The 17,543-nt window shown below is 48.9% G+C and carries 20 protein-coding genes; 5 read left to right on the top strand and 15 right to left on the bottom strand.

Annotated elements, in window-relative coordinates:
- Positions 1-48 precede the first annotated feature (48 nt).
- Positions 49-813 carry a hypothetical protein gene (locus ACO1NT_RS11325; RefSeq protein ID WP_449048738.1) on the bottom strand — a complete coding sequence of 255 codons (765 nt, stop codon included), beginning with the start codon at positions 811-813 and terminating at the stop codon, positions 49-51.
- Between ACO1NT_RS11325 and ACO1NT_RS11320 the strand changes: the two genes are divergently transcribed.
- Both ACO1NT_RS11320 and ACO1NT_RS11315 read left to right on the top strand, forming a co-directional pair.
- Complete coding sequence (locus ACO1NT_RS11320) at positions 812-1,171, top strand: hypothetical protein (protein WP_449048737.1); 360 nt, start codon at positions 812-814, stop codon at positions 1,169-1,171. The two genes, ACO1NT_RS11325 and ACO1NT_RS11320, sit on opposite strands and share 2 nt — an antisense overlap.
- On the top strand, positions 1,155-1,460 hold the full coding sequence (locus ACO1NT_RS11315) for a hypothetical protein (protein WP_449048736.1): 306 nt from the start codon (positions 1,155-1,157) through the stop codon (positions 1,458-1,460). The genes ACO1NT_RS11320 and ACO1NT_RS11315 overlap by 17 nt, the downstream gene beginning before the upstream one ends.
- Positions 1,461-1,524: 64 nt before the next feature.
- Here the strand turns inward: ACO1NT_RS11315 and ACO1NT_RS11310 are convergent, their stop codons facing one another.
- The 3 genes from ACO1NT_RS11310 to ACO1NT_RS11300 all read right to left on the bottom strand — a co-directional run bounded on the left by ACO1NT_RS11310 (position 1,525) and on the right by ACO1NT_RS11300 (position 3,148).
- Complete coding sequence (locus ACO1NT_RS11310) at positions 1,525-1,686, bottom strand: hypothetical protein (protein ID WP_449048735.1); 162 nt, start codon at positions 1,684-1,686, stop codon at positions 1,525-1,527.
- 335 nt (positions 1,687-2,021) lie between these two features.
- Positions 2,022-2,273: a DUF1016 N-terminal domain-containing protein gene (locus ACO1NT_RS11305; protein WP_449048752.1), complete on the bottom strand. Its 252-nt coding sequence runs from the start codon at positions 2,271-2,273 to the stop codon at positions 2,022-2,024.
- Between the two features lie 152 nt (positions 2,274-2,425).
- Positions 2,426-3,148, bottom strand: a complete 723-nt coding sequence (locus tag ACO1NT_RS11300; protein ID WP_449048734.1) for a DUF3800 domain-containing protein — start codon at positions 3,146-3,148, stop codon at positions 2,426-2,428.
- Here ACO1NT_RS11300 and ACO1NT_RS11295 point away from each other — a divergent pair.
- Positions 3,099-3,275: an NAD(+)--rifampin ADP-ribosyltransferase gene (locus ACO1NT_RS11295; protein ID WP_449048733.1), complete on the top strand. Its 177-nt coding sequence runs from the start codon at positions 3,099-3,101 to the stop codon at positions 3,273-3,275. The genes ACO1NT_RS11300 and ACO1NT_RS11295 overlap by 50 nt on opposite strands.
- A gap of 8 nt (positions 3,276-3,283) precedes the next feature.
- Here ACO1NT_RS11295 and ACO1NT_RS11290 read toward each other — a convergent pair whose 3' ends face one another.
- The 9 genes from ACO1NT_RS11290 to ACO1NT_RS11250 all read right to left on the bottom strand — a co-directional run bounded on the left by ACO1NT_RS11290 (position 3,284) and on the right by ACO1NT_RS11250 (position 15,596).
- A complete protein-coding gene (locus ACO1NT_RS11290) occupies positions 3,284-4,387 on the bottom strand; it encodes a YkvI family membrane protein (protein WP_449048732.1) in 1,104 nt (367 codons plus the stop codon).
- Between the two features lie 22 nt (positions 4,388-4,409).
- Positions 4,410-5,501, bottom strand: coding sequence for an NAD/NADP octopine/nopaline dehydrogenase family protein (locus tag ACO1NT_RS11285; protein ID WP_449048731.1), 1,092 nt, complete (start codon positions 5,499-5,501; stop codon positions 4,410-4,412).
- Positions 5,498-7,852, bottom strand: a complete 2,355-nt coding sequence (locus ACO1NT_RS11280; RefSeq protein WP_449048730.1) for a phosphocholine-specific phospholipase C — start codon at positions 7,850-7,852, stop codon at positions 5,498-5,500. Before ACO1NT_RS11280 ends, ACO1NT_RS11285 begins: the two co-directional genes overlap by 4 nt.
- Positions 7,853-7,872: 20 nt before the next feature.
- Positions 7,873-9,309 (bottom strand): SusD/RagB family nutrient-binding outer membrane lipoprotein, encoded by a 1,437-nt coding sequence (locus ACO1NT_RS11275; protein WP_449048729.1) that lies wholly within the window; start codon positions 9,307-9,309, stop codon positions 7,873-7,875.
- Positions 9,310-9,327: 18 nt separating this feature from the next.
- The gene (locus tag ACO1NT_RS11270; protein WP_449048728.1) at positions 9,328-12,825 is read right to left on the bottom strand and encodes a SusC/RagA family TonB-linked outer membrane protein; all 3,498 of its coding nucleotides are present in this window, start codon (positions 12,823-12,825) and stop codon (positions 9,328-9,330) included.
- A 148-nt stretch (positions 12,826-12,973) separates the two neighbouring features.
- Complete coding sequence (locus ACO1NT_RS11265) at positions 12,974-14,113, bottom strand: FecR family protein (RefSeq protein WP_449048727.1); 1,140 nt, start codon at positions 14,111-14,113, stop codon at positions 12,974-12,976.
- A gap of 108 nt (positions 14,114-14,221) precedes the next feature.
- Positions 14,222-14,806, bottom strand: a complete 585-nt coding sequence (locus ACO1NT_RS11260) for an RNA polymerase sigma factor (protein WP_449048726.1) — start codon at positions 14,804-14,806, stop codon at positions 14,222-14,224.
- 303 nt (positions 14,807-15,109) lie between these two features.
- Complete coding sequence (locus tag ACO1NT_RS11255) at positions 15,110-15,289, bottom strand: hypothetical protein (protein ID WP_449048725.1); 180 nt, start codon at positions 15,287-15,289, stop codon at positions 15,110-15,112.
- A 7-nt stretch (positions 15,290-15,296) separates the two neighbouring features.
- Complete coding sequence (locus ACO1NT_RS11250) at positions 15,297-15,596, bottom strand: hypothetical protein (protein ID WP_449048724.1); 300 nt, start codon at positions 15,594-15,596, stop codon at positions 15,297-15,299.
- Positions 15,597-15,975: 379 nt separating this feature from the next.
- Between ACO1NT_RS11250 and ACO1NT_RS11245 the strand changes: the two genes are divergently transcribed.
- Entirely contained in the window at positions 15,976-16,185 is a 210-nt protein-coding gene (locus ACO1NT_RS11245; protein ID WP_449048723.1) for a hypothetical protein, read from the top strand.
- Positions 16,185-16,508, top strand: a complete 324-nt coding sequence (locus ACO1NT_RS11240; protein ID WP_449048722.1) for a type II toxin-antitoxin system RelE/ParE family toxin — start codon at positions 16,185-16,187, stop codon at positions 16,506-16,508. The genes ACO1NT_RS11245 and ACO1NT_RS11240 overlap by 1 nt, the downstream gene beginning before the upstream one ends.
- A 3-nt stretch (positions 16,509-16,511) precedes the next feature.
- On the opposite strand, the gene ACO1NT_RS11235 is transcribed toward ACO1NT_RS11240, so the two are convergent.
- Positions 16,512-16,748, bottom strand: a complete 237-nt coding sequence (locus tag ACO1NT_RS11235; protein WP_449048721.1) for a hypothetical protein — start codon at positions 16,746-16,748, stop codon at positions 16,512-16,514.
- A gap of 338 nt (positions 16,749-17,086) precedes the next feature.
- A complete protein-coding gene (locus ACO1NT_RS11230) occupies positions 17,087-17,296 on the bottom strand; it encodes a DUF2683 family protein (protein WP_449048720.1) in 210 nt (69 codons plus the stop codon).
- Positions 17,297-17,543: the final 247 nt, after the last annotated feature.

Here is a 17,543-nt window from a genome sequence, read left to right as displayed (position 1 = left end):
TTTCGGCTTAACATGAATAGGCACTTTGCGAGACCCGATGCATACGCTTCACTCTTTTTTGGCATCGTGTATTCGTTTTGGAACCACTTTAACCCCCCGCTTCGCCGAGACGCGCCAGGGTTCCGAATCATATTGGTACAGATTTTCAGGTGTAATCGGTTCGATACTGATCACACGCTCCAACACATACACATGGTATTCATCAAATTCCAGCACCCTCGGGGCCATGGATCTGACCCACCGTGGTTTGAAATCAATGGTATGCATACGCCATTCCCCTTCCAGCATCCACATCTTGGCCACACTGCCGATGCGTGATAAGGTTAGGTAGGTGTCGTTATCTTCGGCCATCTTCGGGATGTCGACCACGGGCTTCGTTTTCAATACCGCGGTATTGATCCCCATTTCTACCCATTCCGATGGAAAAGAATACACATGCCGGCCATTACCGGGATTCACGATAAAGATATCGTTGTAGAGGTAATGGAATTGTCCCCGGTGCATATCGGCTAAGAAAGTACTAAGCGGCCATTTCCGTTCATTCGGCCGCTTGCGGTCGTACGGCACGATGATGGGGATAGCGCTGGCTTCGTGGTTGTCAATCCGGGCTCGGATAATCGAATCGCCGCGTTCAATTTGTTCCTTAAAGGTAGGCTCGGGCTCACCGACGGGCTCCAGCGCAAGGTCAGCGATGAATTTGTAGGCAAGTAACACCTTCTTGCGGACAAACCCGCTATCACTCTCCTGCGCCGGGCACACCTGTACCTGCACCGATAGCAGCGAAGATAGTACCAAGGGCAAAATAATTTTCATGGTCACGGTAAATAATGGTCTTGCCAATAACATTTCGGAAAGTTATTCATCTTCCACTAAAAGTAAAACCTTTAAACGTAACATTCAAATCTTAGCGCGCCGAAATCGATTTTGTCCCCATGGAAAAGCGAACTTTAAGTATTTCGAAATCAAGAAAGCCGGGAATTGGGGTTTCCATCCTACATTCGCGGTTTACCAACAGATGCCGGCTGAAGTCTTCGTATTCATAATGCTTGGAAATATCCGCCCCTATTTTTGTCACTACAAACTGCCGATAAATTCTAAAGCGTTGGAAGGATTTGCTCACAGATATGGACAAATGGATGTACTTGTTGAAGCATATGAGCACATTGGATGAGATTCCGAAATTTTTGGATAAGCGGGTTTTTCAGCTTATCTTTAACATATCGGAAGTAGCGAAATTAAGAAAGGAGGAACGTATGGCATACGAAGCAAGTTTAAAATCCAAGTGGGATACGCAGAATGCGTTTGATTCGGTGAGGCGTGAGGCTGTCGAAAAGAGGGACTTTGAGTTTGTGAAAAATTTATTGTTCAATACCGATTTCGATGATGTAAAAATTGCGGAGTTGGCATCTGTTTCTTTGAGTTTTGTGCAGAAGGTTAAAGCCGAATTGAAAGTCAAGTAGAATCAGAAATAAATCCCATACGAAAAAATACAACAGAGCCATACCTTTCCAGGTGTGGCTTTTCTTATTTCGGCAATATGTCCGGCCTTGTTGCCGAGGGGTCGTTTGCCGCCAACGCGTCCTTTCCAGTCTGTGTGGTATAGTATTTTTGCCCAGGATCATTGGGGTTTTCTAAATTTGTCATCGTCATCCAGCCTGCGGCCTCTCCTTTCAGGAAATCCAGCATGTTTTCAAAATGCGGTGTCTTGGAGTTGCTACCGGCTTGATTTCATCTTGGTTGTGTTAAAGGTAAAAACTTTCACCGGTACATCCAAATCTTTGGAACCCCGAACACCTACCACCTCCCAGCCGGCCGCGGTACCGCTTTCATAGGAATACCACGCCTTGGTCTTGTTTGGGGCGGAGACCCGTTACTTACAGAGTGACGGGTTTCTCTTTTTTCAGCCGTCTTCGGTCACCACATTGTCCTTTTAACATATCTTAACACATTTGGTGTAACAAAACGGGCCCGGCGTGCGTTATATAGGCAGTTAGTAAAATTTGTCTTTTCATAATTTAGGTTTATAATTGGTTAGTTTTGAAAGCCCCGATCCTCCCCGTTTCGGGGCTTTCTTTTTGATGCCTGAACCGATGATGATTGGTCCTGTAATAAAATAGAAAATAATAAGTGGGAGCAGACAATAATTGTTTCACTACTCCACTACCATACCCTTCCGCTAACTGTCTTTCGGAGAGCAGTTTTCCTAAATTCCAATAGACAGAATTTGTAGTGCTATTTACCTGTTTGGCAATCTGCGTCCGGGCCGTACGGATTTCTGCGACAGCCTGTCGCAGTATTTCGTCATAATCCTTGTCGTGTATATTTATTTGAGGTTTGTAGTGAACCAGTGAAAGCCCGAATGGGTTGTAGCTGGTGGTTTATAAGATATTGGCCGCTTCATTTAATGAGGCGGCTTTTTTCGTTTTCACGAATTTGGGTAGTACACGATACCGTAGTCGTTTTTGCTGCTTGCTTTCGTGTTGAGACACGGTTTTAGTTTATCCATAAGATGAATCTCATCGCCATAACTCAACACATTTAATAACCGCTTTCCCCAATCTATTTTTTCCTTACAAAGATTACGTTTTACATATAAGGAGACAATAAACGCCATTAAATCCGCAAATTGGATGAAATATGATTCTTTCGAATTCTTGGGTAATGGATCTTCAATGAGTGTTTTGATTTCCTTTCGGTAACTAGTATAGTTGAATTGTGATGGAATATAGTTGATTCGTTGAAGCATTCGCGCGGTATCACGCATTTTGCTGACACGACCTTCGTCGGGTATAATCATAAAACGTTCGCTCCCGAAGCTTTTATCCAAATCGTTTTCAATCCGTTGAATGGAATAAGTCAATGCGTTTTTCAGCACGTGATACGTTGGTCTATTAATATTCTTTTTGTCGATCACGACAGATACACATTTGATGTTCAGCGACGCCATAAAGGGACAATGGTCAAAAAGGATGTTTCTCCTTATTCCCGTGCCATACTTTCCGTGGTAAGGGTTTTTATCTGTCGCAAACTCTTTGCTGTGGAACTCTTCCTTTACAGGAAAACCATATTTTTCCTTAAGGAATTTTCTAAAACTCGCAATGGAAAACGACCCCAACGTGACGGATAAAAAGTTCCCTGGCAACCTCATCCTTTCGTACCGTACCAGGGCACCGATGAAAATCGCGGGTGAAGTGACCGAATGGGTACGGCAAACGCCGGAGGCAATACCGCAATTTCAGGAGAAACTCGCGGCGAACAAAGGGGAGATAGACTAGTAATCCAGCTAATCTCGCCTTAACAGGCCCCGGATTTGCTTTATGAAAACGCACACAAACAATAGTACTCCCAAGTATCCGGAAGTCGGATATAACACGTTAATCAATGTGCGAAAAGAGAGCTGGCTACCCACCAATGCCACGAGTGCCAACCCCACGACCAACAGCTTGAACGTTGCCTTTCCTTCATCGGGCACCACCGCCGTGGCACTTAACCACAGCATGGGTACCGCAGTAGAAAATACCGCGGCGATCAAAACCACCGAAAATAAAAATGCAACTCCGGGAAATAGCTGTTGCGATATGAAAAGGAGGGGTATTTCTTTAGCAGACAGCTGCTCGATATCAGCCAAAATGCCAAATGCAATGATGACCACCGCAAGCACAAAAGCACTTCCTCCTGCCAATCCTCCCCATTGGGCCTCCCGCCGACTGGCGGCAAGTCCGCCAAGGTGCAATAAGAAAGGGGTAAGCAAAACACCACCCATGGCGGGGAAAATAAGGCCGGAAATATACCACGTATCCGCCGCTTTGGTCGTTTCATGACTTGCCAGGAATGTGCCAGCCTCTAAAAACCCTTCCGAATGTATCACCATGTTTGCAACACCGATGGTCAATGCAAAAACGAGCAATCCGTACGCCAACTTTGATACCACGTCTACCACCTTGTTCAACCCTGCCAATACCGTTAACAACGTGAGGGTTACCAGCACGAGTCTGCCCATCCATTCATTCAACTGATAATATTCGGCGGCAATAGCACCGGCGGCAGCCACCATGATCACAAATACCAAGAACATGAAAACCGTGGTATAGATATTGTAAAACGTACCCAGTAGTTTACCACAATAATAGCGGTATCCCGCCTTCGGGGTAGAAGCACTTAGCCGGCCTGCCAAACTATGCCCATCTTTCATTACGGTCGCACAGAACCACAAGTAACACAGCAAAGCCATTACGGACGCGCCCAACGCGCCCGCCACACCAAATACCGAGAAGAACTGCAGCGCTTCCTGGCCTGTTGCAAAGCCAGCACCGGCCAGGTAGGCTACAATGGCCCCACCAAATTTCAACACATTCGCTACGGAAATTCCGCTTTGCTTATTTCCCATGAATTGCAGATACGTCAGCGCCTCAACTACGTTCGCCGGTTTTTAAAAAGTGCTTCAATTCGTCCACGCCCAGCCCTTCGATTCCCATGTCGGCGAGGCTTCTGCCCACTTGGCGCCAGTCTTTCTCGTGTATCACATTATATATCGTAATAATCGAATCGATAACCGGCGTCCCAACACCATACGCCCGTCCGATCAGGCTCCAGGGAACCAGTCCGTATGGAGCGTCCTCCGTAAAATAGCGGCTTTCGATGCTATGTGGCCCTGAAATTGGAGTGAGCGAAATATTGCCATGGATGTTCATGTACAATTCGCGCCACGAGTACCCTACACGCATTCCGGAAAAGTCCTCTATGGGTTGCAAGTCATATCCAAGGGCCTTGCCGATGAGCTTTCGTTCAAGGTCGAGTTGCAAATTCAATTTAACGGAAGCGGGCGTTACGCCGTGTTCATAGAGGAAGAAAGGCCGCTTGGCGGAGTTTTCAATCGCGGTCACACTCAGCAGACACAATCCCGAATGAAATGTGGGGTTGACGATGCTGAGGCCAGCTTCGAGCACATCGTCGTAAACCCTTTCAAAGACATGTATTTTTTCCACGCGCGCTAGCAACTCCGAGGACCTGCAAGCTGGGAATACACCGATGTTTACGGGATTCCTGCCCAGGATGTTCACCTTGCCAGGCCCGATGAGCCGGGTATCGTAGGGCAGGTTATTGACTTCGCCGATGAGCGGCAGCGGGTGGTCGCCGAACACGGACTTAAACAACAGTGCGGAAAAGGCACCGGGATAAATCAACAGGATTTGATGTTCTTTGATCTTCCCCTTCAATAATTCGGCGTAGGGTTTATGTGCAAATGCGGGGGTAACGATAATCAGGATATCTGCACCAGCTACGGCTGCTTCGATGTCGGAGGTGACCAGTTTCAGCTTGTATTTGCCATTCACCTCGCCCACCGATTCAATGGTATGCGTTTCGAAAAGGGTTCGCACCTGTTCGCTAAACTGCTCCATCTCGAATAGGCTCACCGAGAAACCTTTATCGATCAAATCGACAGCCATCGCATGGGCACCATGGCCACCGCCTAGTATAGTGATGTTCGTTGCTTGGTTCATGCTTCATTTTTTTTAGCCTGGCCGCCCATCAGCGGGTCAGAGTACGTGGATCGTCCGGTTTCCACCCGGCCCGCAAACCGATAAGAGACTTCATGGCTTCCGCTTTTCAGCCTTACGGTAAAGTCATACCAGCCGTGGCTGTCGTCAAAATTCAATCTGAAGGTATCGCCCTTCTTGGTCAGTGCCATTTGCTGTACGTTCGTGGAATAGGCTTCATGAGCGACCGTACAGGTAGCACCCGGCTGTCCATCGCCCGCCACGGTGAGGAGAAGGCAGGGTTTCCCGGTGCTCCGGATACGCTGTGGATCGTGCGACACCGATACCCTGAAGCCCGACCACTGCGAATCGCCCTTGAACTCCCGGAAAAAACCGTTCGGCCCCTGAACGGTAAAATGGTATTGCCCCGACGCGAAATGCCGGGCGTCCCACGCATCCACCAAGCTATCGCCGGCGGTAACCGCGTAGTTACGGGGCGCAGCTTCCACCCCGGGCCCCAAACCATAGGCATAGACGATAAACGGCGATCCGACGGTGTTTTTCCCAAACAACTTGTCGGATACATGGAACTGCATCTCAAACCTCCCGTCGTCCCGCATGCTTCCATTAACCTCTGGAGCATAGGGCAGGGCGGTCGATGGCCTTATTCCATCCTCCTGCCGGGGCATGCCGGGAGCCCTTTTCCCCGCATTGATGGTCGTGATTTCGGCGTCTGACAACTTCCGGTAACTGGAAAGCTCGCTTTTGTACCGCGCACGGTCGATCTGTTCAATGAAGGGAATCCGCTCAAGAAACTTCAGGGGCTTTTCAGCAGAGCGGTCAAACTTGCGGAAAGCGGATGTCAGATCTCCGCATACCGTACGTCGCCAGTCGCTGATGTTGTCCTCTTTGATTTTCTTCCCATATTTGCGTTCCACAAACGACTCCAGGAACCTGAGCGAAGAGGTATGGTCAAACACCTGCGAGTTGACCCAGCCGCCGCGGGTCCACGGCGAAGCAATGATCATGGGCACGCGGTACCCCAGACCGATGGGCCCCAAACGGCCGTTCTTCTGATCGCTTTGCTGTGCCATGCTCGTCACGTACTCGGCTTGTGCATCCAAGGACGCAGATAACTTGCCGTTGTCGTGCCGTCCGGGATGCGGGGGCACATACGGCGGGATGTGATCGAAATAGCCGTCGTTTTCGTCGTACGTGAGGATAAAAATCGTTTTTTTCCAAACCTCCGGATTCTTAGTAAGGATATTGATCACCTCGCTCATATACCATTGACCGTACCACGGATGGCCGGGGTGGTCGGAGTATTTCCCCGCCGGCACCAGCCACGAAACGGTGGAAAGCTTTCCCTGCTGTACATCTTGCCTAAACTGGTACAGCACGTCCCCTTTGGGGATGTCGATCTGGCGGGTCTCGCCGCCTTCGGTATACGTGTAGGTGGTTAGCTCCCGGTAGTTGGCATCGCCGCGGTTGGTACAGAAAGCCCGATCATGGATGGCTTTTTCTTCCGCGGATAGCGACGCATACTTTTCATTCTGGAAGGCATCCACCCGGTATTGGGCAAAATTTTCGAGCGTGTTGTCGCCAAAATTATCCAACCATGCCTCTTTCTCCGGTGGCAACCCCTGCTTGTACAAGTCGTTCTGGTAGACCTTCCAGCTGATACCGTGTTCCTGTAGCCGCTCAGGAAACGTCTTCCAAGAACGAAGATTCCAAGGTTTGGCGTCGCCATTCCAGACGTTGGCAAACCGTGTCTCGTCGGCGCGGTCGCGCAGTGTGCCCGACCAGAAATGGATACGGTTGGGGGTGGTGGACGAAAGTGCCGAGCAGAAATTTTGATCACACACCGTAAACGCGTCTGCCATGGCGTAATAGAAAGGAAGGTCGGCACGGCCATAGTAGCCCAGCGTGAGCGGCATGTGCCGGTATTCCGCGCGACCCGATTTCTTGGCCAGTAACCATTGGTCATAATGGCCATGGTTGCGGGCATCTGTCTGGTCGGGCCAGCCGTGTGGCAAATCACCCATCCACGTCACCTTTGTGTTATTTATATCAAGGTGGAAAGGCGCATAGGTATCCCCCTTTTCATCCGACTGTAACCATACACGGTTGCCATTGGGTAACCGTATGGCGCGGGGGTCGTTAAACCCCCTAACACCCTGCAGGGAGCCAAACATGTGGTCGAACGAGCGGTTTTCCTGCATAAGGAATACTATGTGCTCCGCGTCGGCGAACGTGCTGTTATGGGCTGGGTCGATCTGCGCCGCTTTCAGGATGCTGGCACACAACGTTTCCGAAAACGCGATGCCCCCCGTCAATAGCATCGCGTTCTTTAAAAATTCTCTTCTGGTATCCATATGGTTATGTTTGGGCTTTCTTATTTCAGTAACCACATCAACGTGTTGATATCATCTTCCCCTTGCCTGGCAATGGCGGCCTTGTAATTCTCACCGTTCAAGTCCTGTTCCTGGGTAGGATACCTGAATCGCATCGGCACCTGATCGTCGTTGACGTTATCCGGCCCGGGCACGATGTTAGGAAAACCCGTGCGGCGGTATTCGAAGTAGGCTTCCATGCCGTAATAGAAAGATGCAATCCACTTTTGTACAATGATCTGCCTTATGGCCACACTCGGATCGGCACTCAGCTCTACGCTCGGCTGCGAGAGGTATCCCGGGCTCATCGGCGTTTCGAGGGCGGCATGGGCCGCAATAATTCCCGCTTCGTAATACGTCCGGGCATCGCCCGAAATCCAACCCTTCGCCGCCGCTTCGGCCAATATGAATTGCAATTCGGCATAGCTCATGATGGTGTGGGTAGCTGCGGGGTTGCTATGGTAGCGATCCGAAATATGCGATTGGTTGGCCTCGCCCCCGTTGTAGTTATTAATGGCTGCATTGTACAAACCATTGGGTACGCCCACGTACACGGGATCGTTGGCAATGATAGAATTAGCCGTGGGTGTTGCGTACGCAGCTATCCTAGCATCATGATAATCCAATAACGTGTCGGCAAGTGATTTGCACAGCCGCTGGTCAGTGATGTCGCCCAAGCGGTACGTATGCATGGGATATTGGTTGGGCGCCGACGACAGGAACGTTAGCGCGAACGCTTCCTCATTGGATTGAATCAAAGGGTAACGCTCACTGTTGTCGACAATTTGTCTGATCATCGGACCTACATCCCATTTTTCAGACAACCGGGTCAGTATCCTCAAGCGGTAGGTATTGGCAAATTTCCGCCACAACAATGGGTCTCCATCATAGACGATGTCGCCGGTGATGGTGCCCCCGGCACTAAGGATGTCGTTGGCCCGCTCCAGATCGTCTATGATTCCCTCGAAAACGCGCTCTTGCTCATCGTACACCGGGGTGAAATTGCCTTCCGTTTTACCACCAATGGCTTCGCTATACGGTACATCGCCGTGTATCTGGGTGTTCAACCCCACCAAATACGAGCGAAGAATAAGCGCGACGCCTTCGTACAGTGGTTTTCCTTCACGGGCTGCGGCATCGGTCATAGCTGCCACGTTCCTCAAATTGCCGTAGCAGTGGCCCCACGCGCCATTGGTTGTCCAATTATATCGCCCCGACCAGTCGGCGAACGATTTGACCACCTGGTTTACCGCTGTATTACCATAGTTAAACGACTGGGTTACCTCAAACTGAAAAATGGAGCGAAGGATGCCGGGCAAAATAAGCGCGGGACTTACTTCCTGCGGAGCGTTCCGATTTATATTGATATCTCCAAAGTTTTTATCACAGCCTCCTGTCACAACAGCCAGGCCGAAAAGAAGAACTATAATCCGTTTCATGATGTCGATCTTTAAAAGTTAAAACGTAACATTTAGGCGAAGGCCAAACGTGCGCGACGGCGGCAACTGGAGAATTTCCATCCCTGCCAGGAACTTGCCCCCTTCTTGGTAGGCATTGTCCGGATCGATATGGGGCACCTTTGTCCACAAAACCAAATTGTTGCCAAATAAACTTACCTGTGCACCTCTCAGTTTGATGCGCGACACGAGATCTTGTGAGAACCGGTACGAGAGGTTCACTTCCCTCAATTTTAAATAGGTTGCGTCAAACGTATTGACTTCTATATTCGAGGCAGTAACCGATTGCCTTACAAAATCAAACGCTGGCGCAACTACATCGTTCGGGCGGAAGGTGCCATCCCCATTCGCGATGACACCCTTTCCGATGATGCCATCCTCACGGATATTCCCTTGTTCGCCAGAATTGGTCAGGCTTCCGGCGTGCACACCCCTCGCATGGGTATACGAGTAAATCAATCCACCCTGCTGGTGGTCGAACAGCACCGACATCGCCAGGTTCTTATAGCGCACATTCGTATGGTAGCCCGCTTTCCAATCGGGGTTATAGTTCCCGATTTTAACCTTTTCGGGCGCCAGTCGGGGAAGCCCGTTGTAATAGATCACCTCTCCTTCCGGGCTTTTCTCAAAAACCTGCCCATACATATCGCCCATATAGCCCCCTTCGCGGGCCTCAATGGTATTTCCATTGTAACTGTACCGGATGTAATTGGTAATACCGGGCTCCAGCCTCACCACCTTGCTCTGTGTCGTCATCCAGTTCACCCCAATATTCCAGTCTAGGTTGTTTTTCCGTATCAGCGTACCATTTGCCGCCACTTCAACGCCCGAGCTCCGGATTTCGCCGGCATTGATGATTTTACCGTTATAGCCCGATGACGCTGCGGTGGGGAGCGAGAGGATTTGATTTTTGGTAACCGCTCTGTATGCTGTCGCGTCTATCGTAACGCGGGAATCCAGCGCCCTGAGTTCCAGTCCGACCTCGCTAGACGTGATGATTTCGGGCTTCAGATTCTCGTTGAATATCGTCGTATTTTCGTTAGCAACAGGCCGGCCACCCCACGATACGGCATTGGTAAAGGTAGAGAATAGCCGGTACGGATCGGTATCATTACCTACCCGCGCCCAGCTCGACCGGAGTTTGAGGTAGTCGATCGCCTGCGGCATTTGGAGCATCTTGCTCGCTACGAAGCTCAGCGATGCCGATGGGTAGAAGTAGGAGTTGTTTCCGCTTCCATCGGGCTTCGTTAATGCACTTGACCAGTCGTTGCGTGCCGTTAAATCGAGGTAAACGGCATTAAAAAATGAAAAGTTCGCGAAGCTATATAGGCTGTTTACCTGTTTCCTTGAATCCGACTGTGTGTTCAGCACCTCACCGGAGGCGTTTCCGAAATTATAAATAAAAGGAATATTCAGCCCGGGTGCTTGCCCCGTTCCATAGTTCCGGGTCATCTTGCGCTGGTTTCCGCCAACAGATACGGTAGCTTCGAAGTTATCGTTAACCACCTTATCGTAGGTCAATAAAAACTCGTTGTTGGTTTCCCTAAAGAAGATGTCTTGCTTCGTGTACCTGCCATTAGGCACATACCGGTCGCCCATGGCGATACGGGTTTCGCGGGTATCGGTAAACAGATCCAGGTTCGATTTTACGGTGAGTTTCAGGTTCGGTAAAAACTTAACATCCGCCATGATATTACCGATGCCCCTGTGTTTACGAAAACTGTTGGTATTTTCATTCACAATGAAATACACATTATTCACCCATAGGGTTTCAAAATTCCGTTGCTGGTAGCCCTCTTGGCCCGGCAACCAATAGTCTTTCACCCAGTCGATATCCACGTTTCGGTAGAACCACAGGAAATTATACATAAGCGAGCTGGAATAACCATCCGCCGGGATATTGTCGCTCCCCGAGTTCACGTAGTTCAGGTTACTGGTAATCGTCAGGAATTTCCCGAGATCAAAACTCAGCGACGTATTGAAATTCTTCCGCTTGAAATCGGTGTTGGGCACCGTTCCCTGCTGATCTGTTTGCGAATACGATACCCGGTACATGCTTCGCTCGCTTCCACCTGACGCGGACAGGCTATTATCAAGGGTGTGGCCCAATTTGAAAAAGTCGCGTACATTGTTTGGATAGGCCACCCACGGAATAGGGATACGCTCACCGGTAATGGGATCAATCGGACTGCCGAACTGCACGCGTTCTACAAAACCGCTTTCGGTTGTCGGGTCGGGCTCATTTAGCCGGGGGCCAAAGTTGACCCCTTGCCCATCTTCCCCGCCGTCGGTTCCGTTTCCATGTACAAAGTGATATTCAGGTCCTTTTCCACCTCCCCACTGGTTTTGGTATTCCGGTAACTTAAGGATAGACTGGAAGCTGGTAGATATCGTAAAGTCGACCGTCAAAGGCGTATTTTTACGACCTTTTTTTGTGGTGATCAAGATGACACCATTAGCGGCCCGCGACCCATACAACGCAGCGGCGTTCGGCCCTTTTAGCACACTTATGGATTCGACGAGTTCGGGTGAAATCGCGGTCATACCGTCGCCGAAGTCGACATTGGCGCCCGCTGAAGCCGTAACGTCGTTGTTCAGCGGAATACCATCTATGACATACAGCGGCTGGTTATTGCCACTTATCGTCGACTCGCCGCGGATAACCACCCGCGAAGAACCACCGATGGCCGGGTTTTGGGAGATATTCACTCCCGCTACCTTGCCCGACAAGGCATTCAGCAATTGCGAGTTCCCCCCTTTCTGCAATTCTTCGCTCTTCACTTCTTGTACCGAATACCCCAACGCTTCGCGGCTTCGTTTAATATCCATAGCGGTAACCACAACCTCTTGCAATTCGTCGGCTTTCGGCGATAGCACAAAGTTGATGATAGCTGAAGTCGCTGCCTGTTCGTTCGTCTCATAGCCAACAGAAGTAGCCACGAGGGTGGCATTGGACGGGACCCGCTCAAGCGAATAGCGGCCATTCTCGTCTGTAACCGTTCTGATTTCCTGCCCTTTAACAGCTATGGTCACACCAGCCAAGGGTTCGCCCTCTGCCGCGACCACCTGGCCGGAAACCTCACGTTGTTGCATAGCGACCAATGACGCCCCCCTTTGCTCCGTCATATCGGCCGGTCCCTTTCCTTTCCTTACCAGCACGGTAGTTCCCTTTATTTCGTAAACGAGCGCTTGGTCACGAAAACACGCATCCAGCGCCCCGCGCAGCGTCGTTTCTTTAAGTTCCAGGGTAACCGGTGTGGCCGCTTGTATATCGCCCGACGCGTATAGAAAGTCATACCCTGTCTGCTTTTTCAACAACTTGAAAACGTCCAGGAGCGTGGCGTCTCTTACGGACACCGTAACTGTTTGCGCGTTAACAACGGCGCTTGCTTGCGAAAAAGTAAATACGACGAGCAGTATGGATAGCTTCATGGTAAGCAGGGTCCTGACGAGTAATCTATCGGGATTGTATGGCAATCCCTTGCTTTTTTTATACATTTGCATATTAGGTTTAATGAACAAAAATTGTTTCCACACAATTGTTTTGGAATGCCTAGTAGTCCGGCATGATGGCCGGTGAGCCGGGAATGTTGCACCATTTCCGGCTTTTTTCCAGCCTTTTTTCCGGTAGTCGCTGTGTATTAAATCACCTCATCACGGTAACCCTCCCTTCTGCGTAGTTAAAGCGGATACCGCTTAGCGATTCGAGATGCGTTAATAATTCTTCCAACCCCTTCTCGCGCGAGTAGGTACCACCGAATGTCTTCGAATACGGCGGGCCGGTAAAAACCACTTCTACGTTATACCAGCGGGCCACGTTTTTCATAATGGTTTCGATATTCTGGTTTTCGAAAAGAAAATCGCCCCGCAGCCATGCAACGGCGTTATCGCCATCTACTTGTTTGGTTTGGATGTCCGTATTTCCTGCGGTGGTGACCGCTTCTTCGCCCGGCCTCAACGTAGCCATATTCATACCCCGAATCACCTCCACGCCGCCCTCTAATAAGGTGGTTACCACGCGGCCTTCATCAGGATAGGCCGAAACGTTAAACATCGTACCGGTAACCGCTATTTCTGTGTTATCGGCCAGCACCTTAAATGGTTGATGCTCATTTTTTGCCACCTCAAAGTAGGCTTCGCCGCTGAGCGTCACGTCTCGGCTATCGCCCACAAAAGCCATCGGGTAGACGAGTCGCGTTGCTGAGTTGAGCCACACCTTCGTCCCATCGGGAAGTTCAAGCTGAAACTGCCCGCCGTGGGGCACGCTGATGATGTTATCTGGAATTACGCCAATCGCGCCCGGCGATATGCTTACGGTTTCGTACTGGAGTTCGCCATTGGCCAGTTTGGTTATCTTGATGCCATTTTCGTCGTATATCAACCCCTCTTCGGCATCGCCCAGCCAAATCTTTCGCCCGTCTGCTAGCGTTAGCTGGGCAGTCTTATTGCCAGGTTGGGTAGCATGTTCGGTAAAGAAATTTTCATCCTGTCCGGTTGGTTGTCGAGCTATATACAGCCAAGTGGCCACGGCACAACAAACCAATATCGAGGCGGCAACGGTAAGGCGTCTAAGGGTGAATGTGGTGCGTTTCTGAACAAAAAGCTGCCGGTCGAGGTGACTTTTCATGTTCGCTTTCACCAACGCTCTTTCTGTATCATCTGCCCACTCCCAGCCGTTGTTTTGAACACGATCTGAAATCCATTTCTCGAGCAACGCTCGTTCCCGTGGCGTGCATTCCCCCCTTTCATAGCGATCTAGTAAATCATTTAGTTCTTCCTTGGTCATATCATTGTCCCACACCAGGGCGTTTACAAGGAAGTGCTTATTTTAGGCAATCAGTAGTAGACGAAAAGTCGATAATAATACAAGTCGCTGGTTTTCAAAGCGATTATTTTACGCATCGCTTAAAACAGACGCTAAGAGGAAAGCGAAGGGGTAACTTCCGTCCAATTTAACCCGTAAGATACGCAGTGCGTTATTAATCTGCTTTTTCACGGTCTTGTCAGAGATATTCAGTTTCTTCGCGATCTCCTGATAGGTCAGGTGATCGTTTCGGCGTAACATAAATACTTCCCGCATTTTTGGCGGAAGGCTATCCACCCCAAGATCAATAGCCCGCTGCAGTTCGTCAGCAATCAACCGTTCGTCGGCACCGCCGGTATGGCTGTCAAAAAACTGAAGCATTGACGACTGGAAATCGCGCTTTTGAATATTCAACCGGATATGTCGTAAGGCCTTAAAGCGGGCAATGGAGAAGGTGTAGGCTTGGACGGATTGGATATTTCCGAGTGCTTCCCGCTGCTTCCAAACAGCAATAAAGGATTCTTGCACAATGTCCATAGTCTCCTCCTTCTCCTGGATAATTTTCGCTACATATCCGAAAAGCGGTTCCCAAAGCGACTCGTAAAACTCTGCGAAAGCGCATTTATCCCCCTGCTGCAACAACCGGTTTAACGTGACGTCTTCTCTTCGGCTCATAATCTGCTCATTTCCTCTCACGGTTTCCATTTCGAGCAAATATAACCATGTGGCCTATTGCTTGAAATGCAATAATATAAATTAACAATATAATAATGCCAGTTATTTATAATCTCTTGTCGCAGGAACTGATGTCTAAACACCAATGCAATCCAAAATTATTGATTTTTTTTGTTAATCCACAATTTTTCGGGTGCAATTCAAATTGTCGCTAAGCTGCGGCTTTTCTTTGATTTCCCTCTGTGGCTGCCTCTTTGATGTTTCGAATGACTTTATGCCATTTTCCGCTTTGATTCATTACCCTTAGGTTGAGCACGTTTTGCGCCCCGACCTTACCCCACGTTGTCCGGATTGCTTGAGTCTTTTCTGGATGATGGTCCGGTGGGCGTTGTTACGGTAGTAATTCAGCAGTGCATCCCGGGCCTCTGTTACGGCCTTATTGCGGCAGGGGGTTGAAGCCACGGCATCGATTACCATGTCCACCCTGCTTTCAAGAAGCCTTTCTTTCTGCCCGGCTGCCCTTGTTCACCGCGGTTACCGTCCGCTTTGCGTGGTGCAGTTGAATCATTTCATTTGGCTCGGCATCAAGGAACTGAATTTTACGATGGCTCGTGCTAAAAATGGCCGCTAACGGATCTGACAAATCGGTTTTCAGCTTTTGCTTCTTACGCGGGTCAATCACATCAAAGAAATACTTATTCCGTTTGCCAAGCAGGAAGGAAAGCTCCTCGTCGTCCATGCCGATTTCATCCAGCAACCCTATGATATTACACACCAATCCATAATCCATCCGTGAGAGGTTCACGAAGGAGTCGGCCGGTTTCCGTACACTTTTTTTATGGTGGTGACAATCATTCAGGTTCTTGTAAAAGCAAAAGACACGCCCTGGGACGCTGTTCCGATGGGTAGCGCGGCGTGTACTGTTACAGCAAAGATAGCGCATATCTTCTGGAATAGAGAAGTTCTATGAGCAAAAACAATTTATGAAGTTGCTATTTGCGAAACAATGCGTATATTTCATCTATAATAACTTGTTCTTCAGCGGCAGGTAAGAGAACGATAAACTGCGTAGCATTCATGAACGCCGGTTGAACAAGTATGATGTGAATAATTGCTTTGCATATTAAAGCGAATTTATCTAAGTTTGTTAGACGCTGTAACGAAAGGACATGAAAGAAGTCACACTCAAAATACCGGACAACAAGTTCGCGTTTTTTATGGAACTGACCAAACAATTGGGCTTCGAGGCATTTGTGGGGGATGTAAAGATTACTGACGCACACAAAGAATTGGTTAGAAGTCGCATCCGAAAAGCTACTGAAAATCCGGAGCGCCTATTGGCTTGGGATGAAGTACAGGATGGCTTCAAATTTGACTAATGGCCTTTCGCATATTAATCGATGAAGACGTCCGTACGGATATCCAAGAAAGTATCGACTGGTACAACGAGCAGAAGCAAGGTTTAGGGAAACAATTCTATACACAGGTTAAAGCCACGATTAATCGCCTAAAATCCAACCCCTTTTTTCAAATTAGGTATGACGATGTCCGTTGTCTGCCCATAAAACGTTTCCCTTTCATGATCCATTTTACGGTGGATGAATCACAAAAGAAGGTTGTTGTTCGCGCCGTATTCCATACAAGCCGAGACCCTGAAAACTGGCAAAACCGAAAACAAAAAAGAGCCAACGATGACGTTTAACGATCAGTTGCTTTTCAAGTAAGCACCTTCATTAAACACTAATTTCGCTTCCCTCACCAACTCGCCCACTACCCGCTCCAACACCTGCCGCTCCTCCTTCTTATCTTCACGGTCGATGTACAAATGCTTCACGACTTCAGCCAATGTCTTCGGTTTATTGAAAAAACCATCCTCGATCATCCCTTCCAGCACCAACCGCGCATCCTCCGGATTGGCTAGGCTCAATACTGTTTTCTCCACTTTGGTACCGTCGCCCACGTCCCGCCGTCGGGAGCCTGATCTTAAGTTAGTTTCTTAAAACATGGGTTCCTGCCGATTGTCCCAAAAGAAAAGGACCTGAATGCGATCATGTCTTACTTCGTAAAACACAGAAGATATTTTGTCAATCAGAGCCCGCCTAATATTGGGGTCAAATTTGGTAGCTTGATATAAATATGGATTTTGGCTGATTAGTTCCAACACTTTGACGGTATTCTTTTCGAAGCGTCGCTCATACTTTTCACCAAACCGCTCATTGATCTGTGCGCAGATTGCATCGAAGGTTTCAACTGCTCTTTCGGTTAGGTCGACGGGTAAACTCACCGTTTATTAACAATTTTTTCCTTGAACGCTTCAAAGGTAATCGTCCGTCCAGCATCAACATCTGCTTGCCCTCGTCTTATGCCCTCGATTACGTGTAAGGGCAAAACCTCTTCATCTTGGCGCTCAAAAGGAACTTTGAGCGCTTCAAGAAATGCCCTAAGTGCTTTTTCTTGAGACTTATTCGGATGTACGATGTATGCATTCATATTAATCTCTCCTAAATGACTACTCGGCTAAGGTACTAAATTTGCTGCTATTGTAAATAGCAATCGCTTGATAAAGGATTAATCATTCTTTAGGTACTTTTCGTTCGCTACTGTCAGTTTACCTTCCTTCACCAAATCCGCCAATACCCGCTCCAACACCTGCCGCTCCTCCTTCTTATCTTCACGGTTGATGTACAAATGCTTCACGACTTCAGCCAATGTCTTCGGCTTATTGAAAAAACCATCC

Source organism: Parapedobacter sp. (assembly GCF_053550995.1).
Note: the sequence above shows the minus strand (reverse complement) of the source record. Positions and strands in the feature narration are given on the sequence as shown.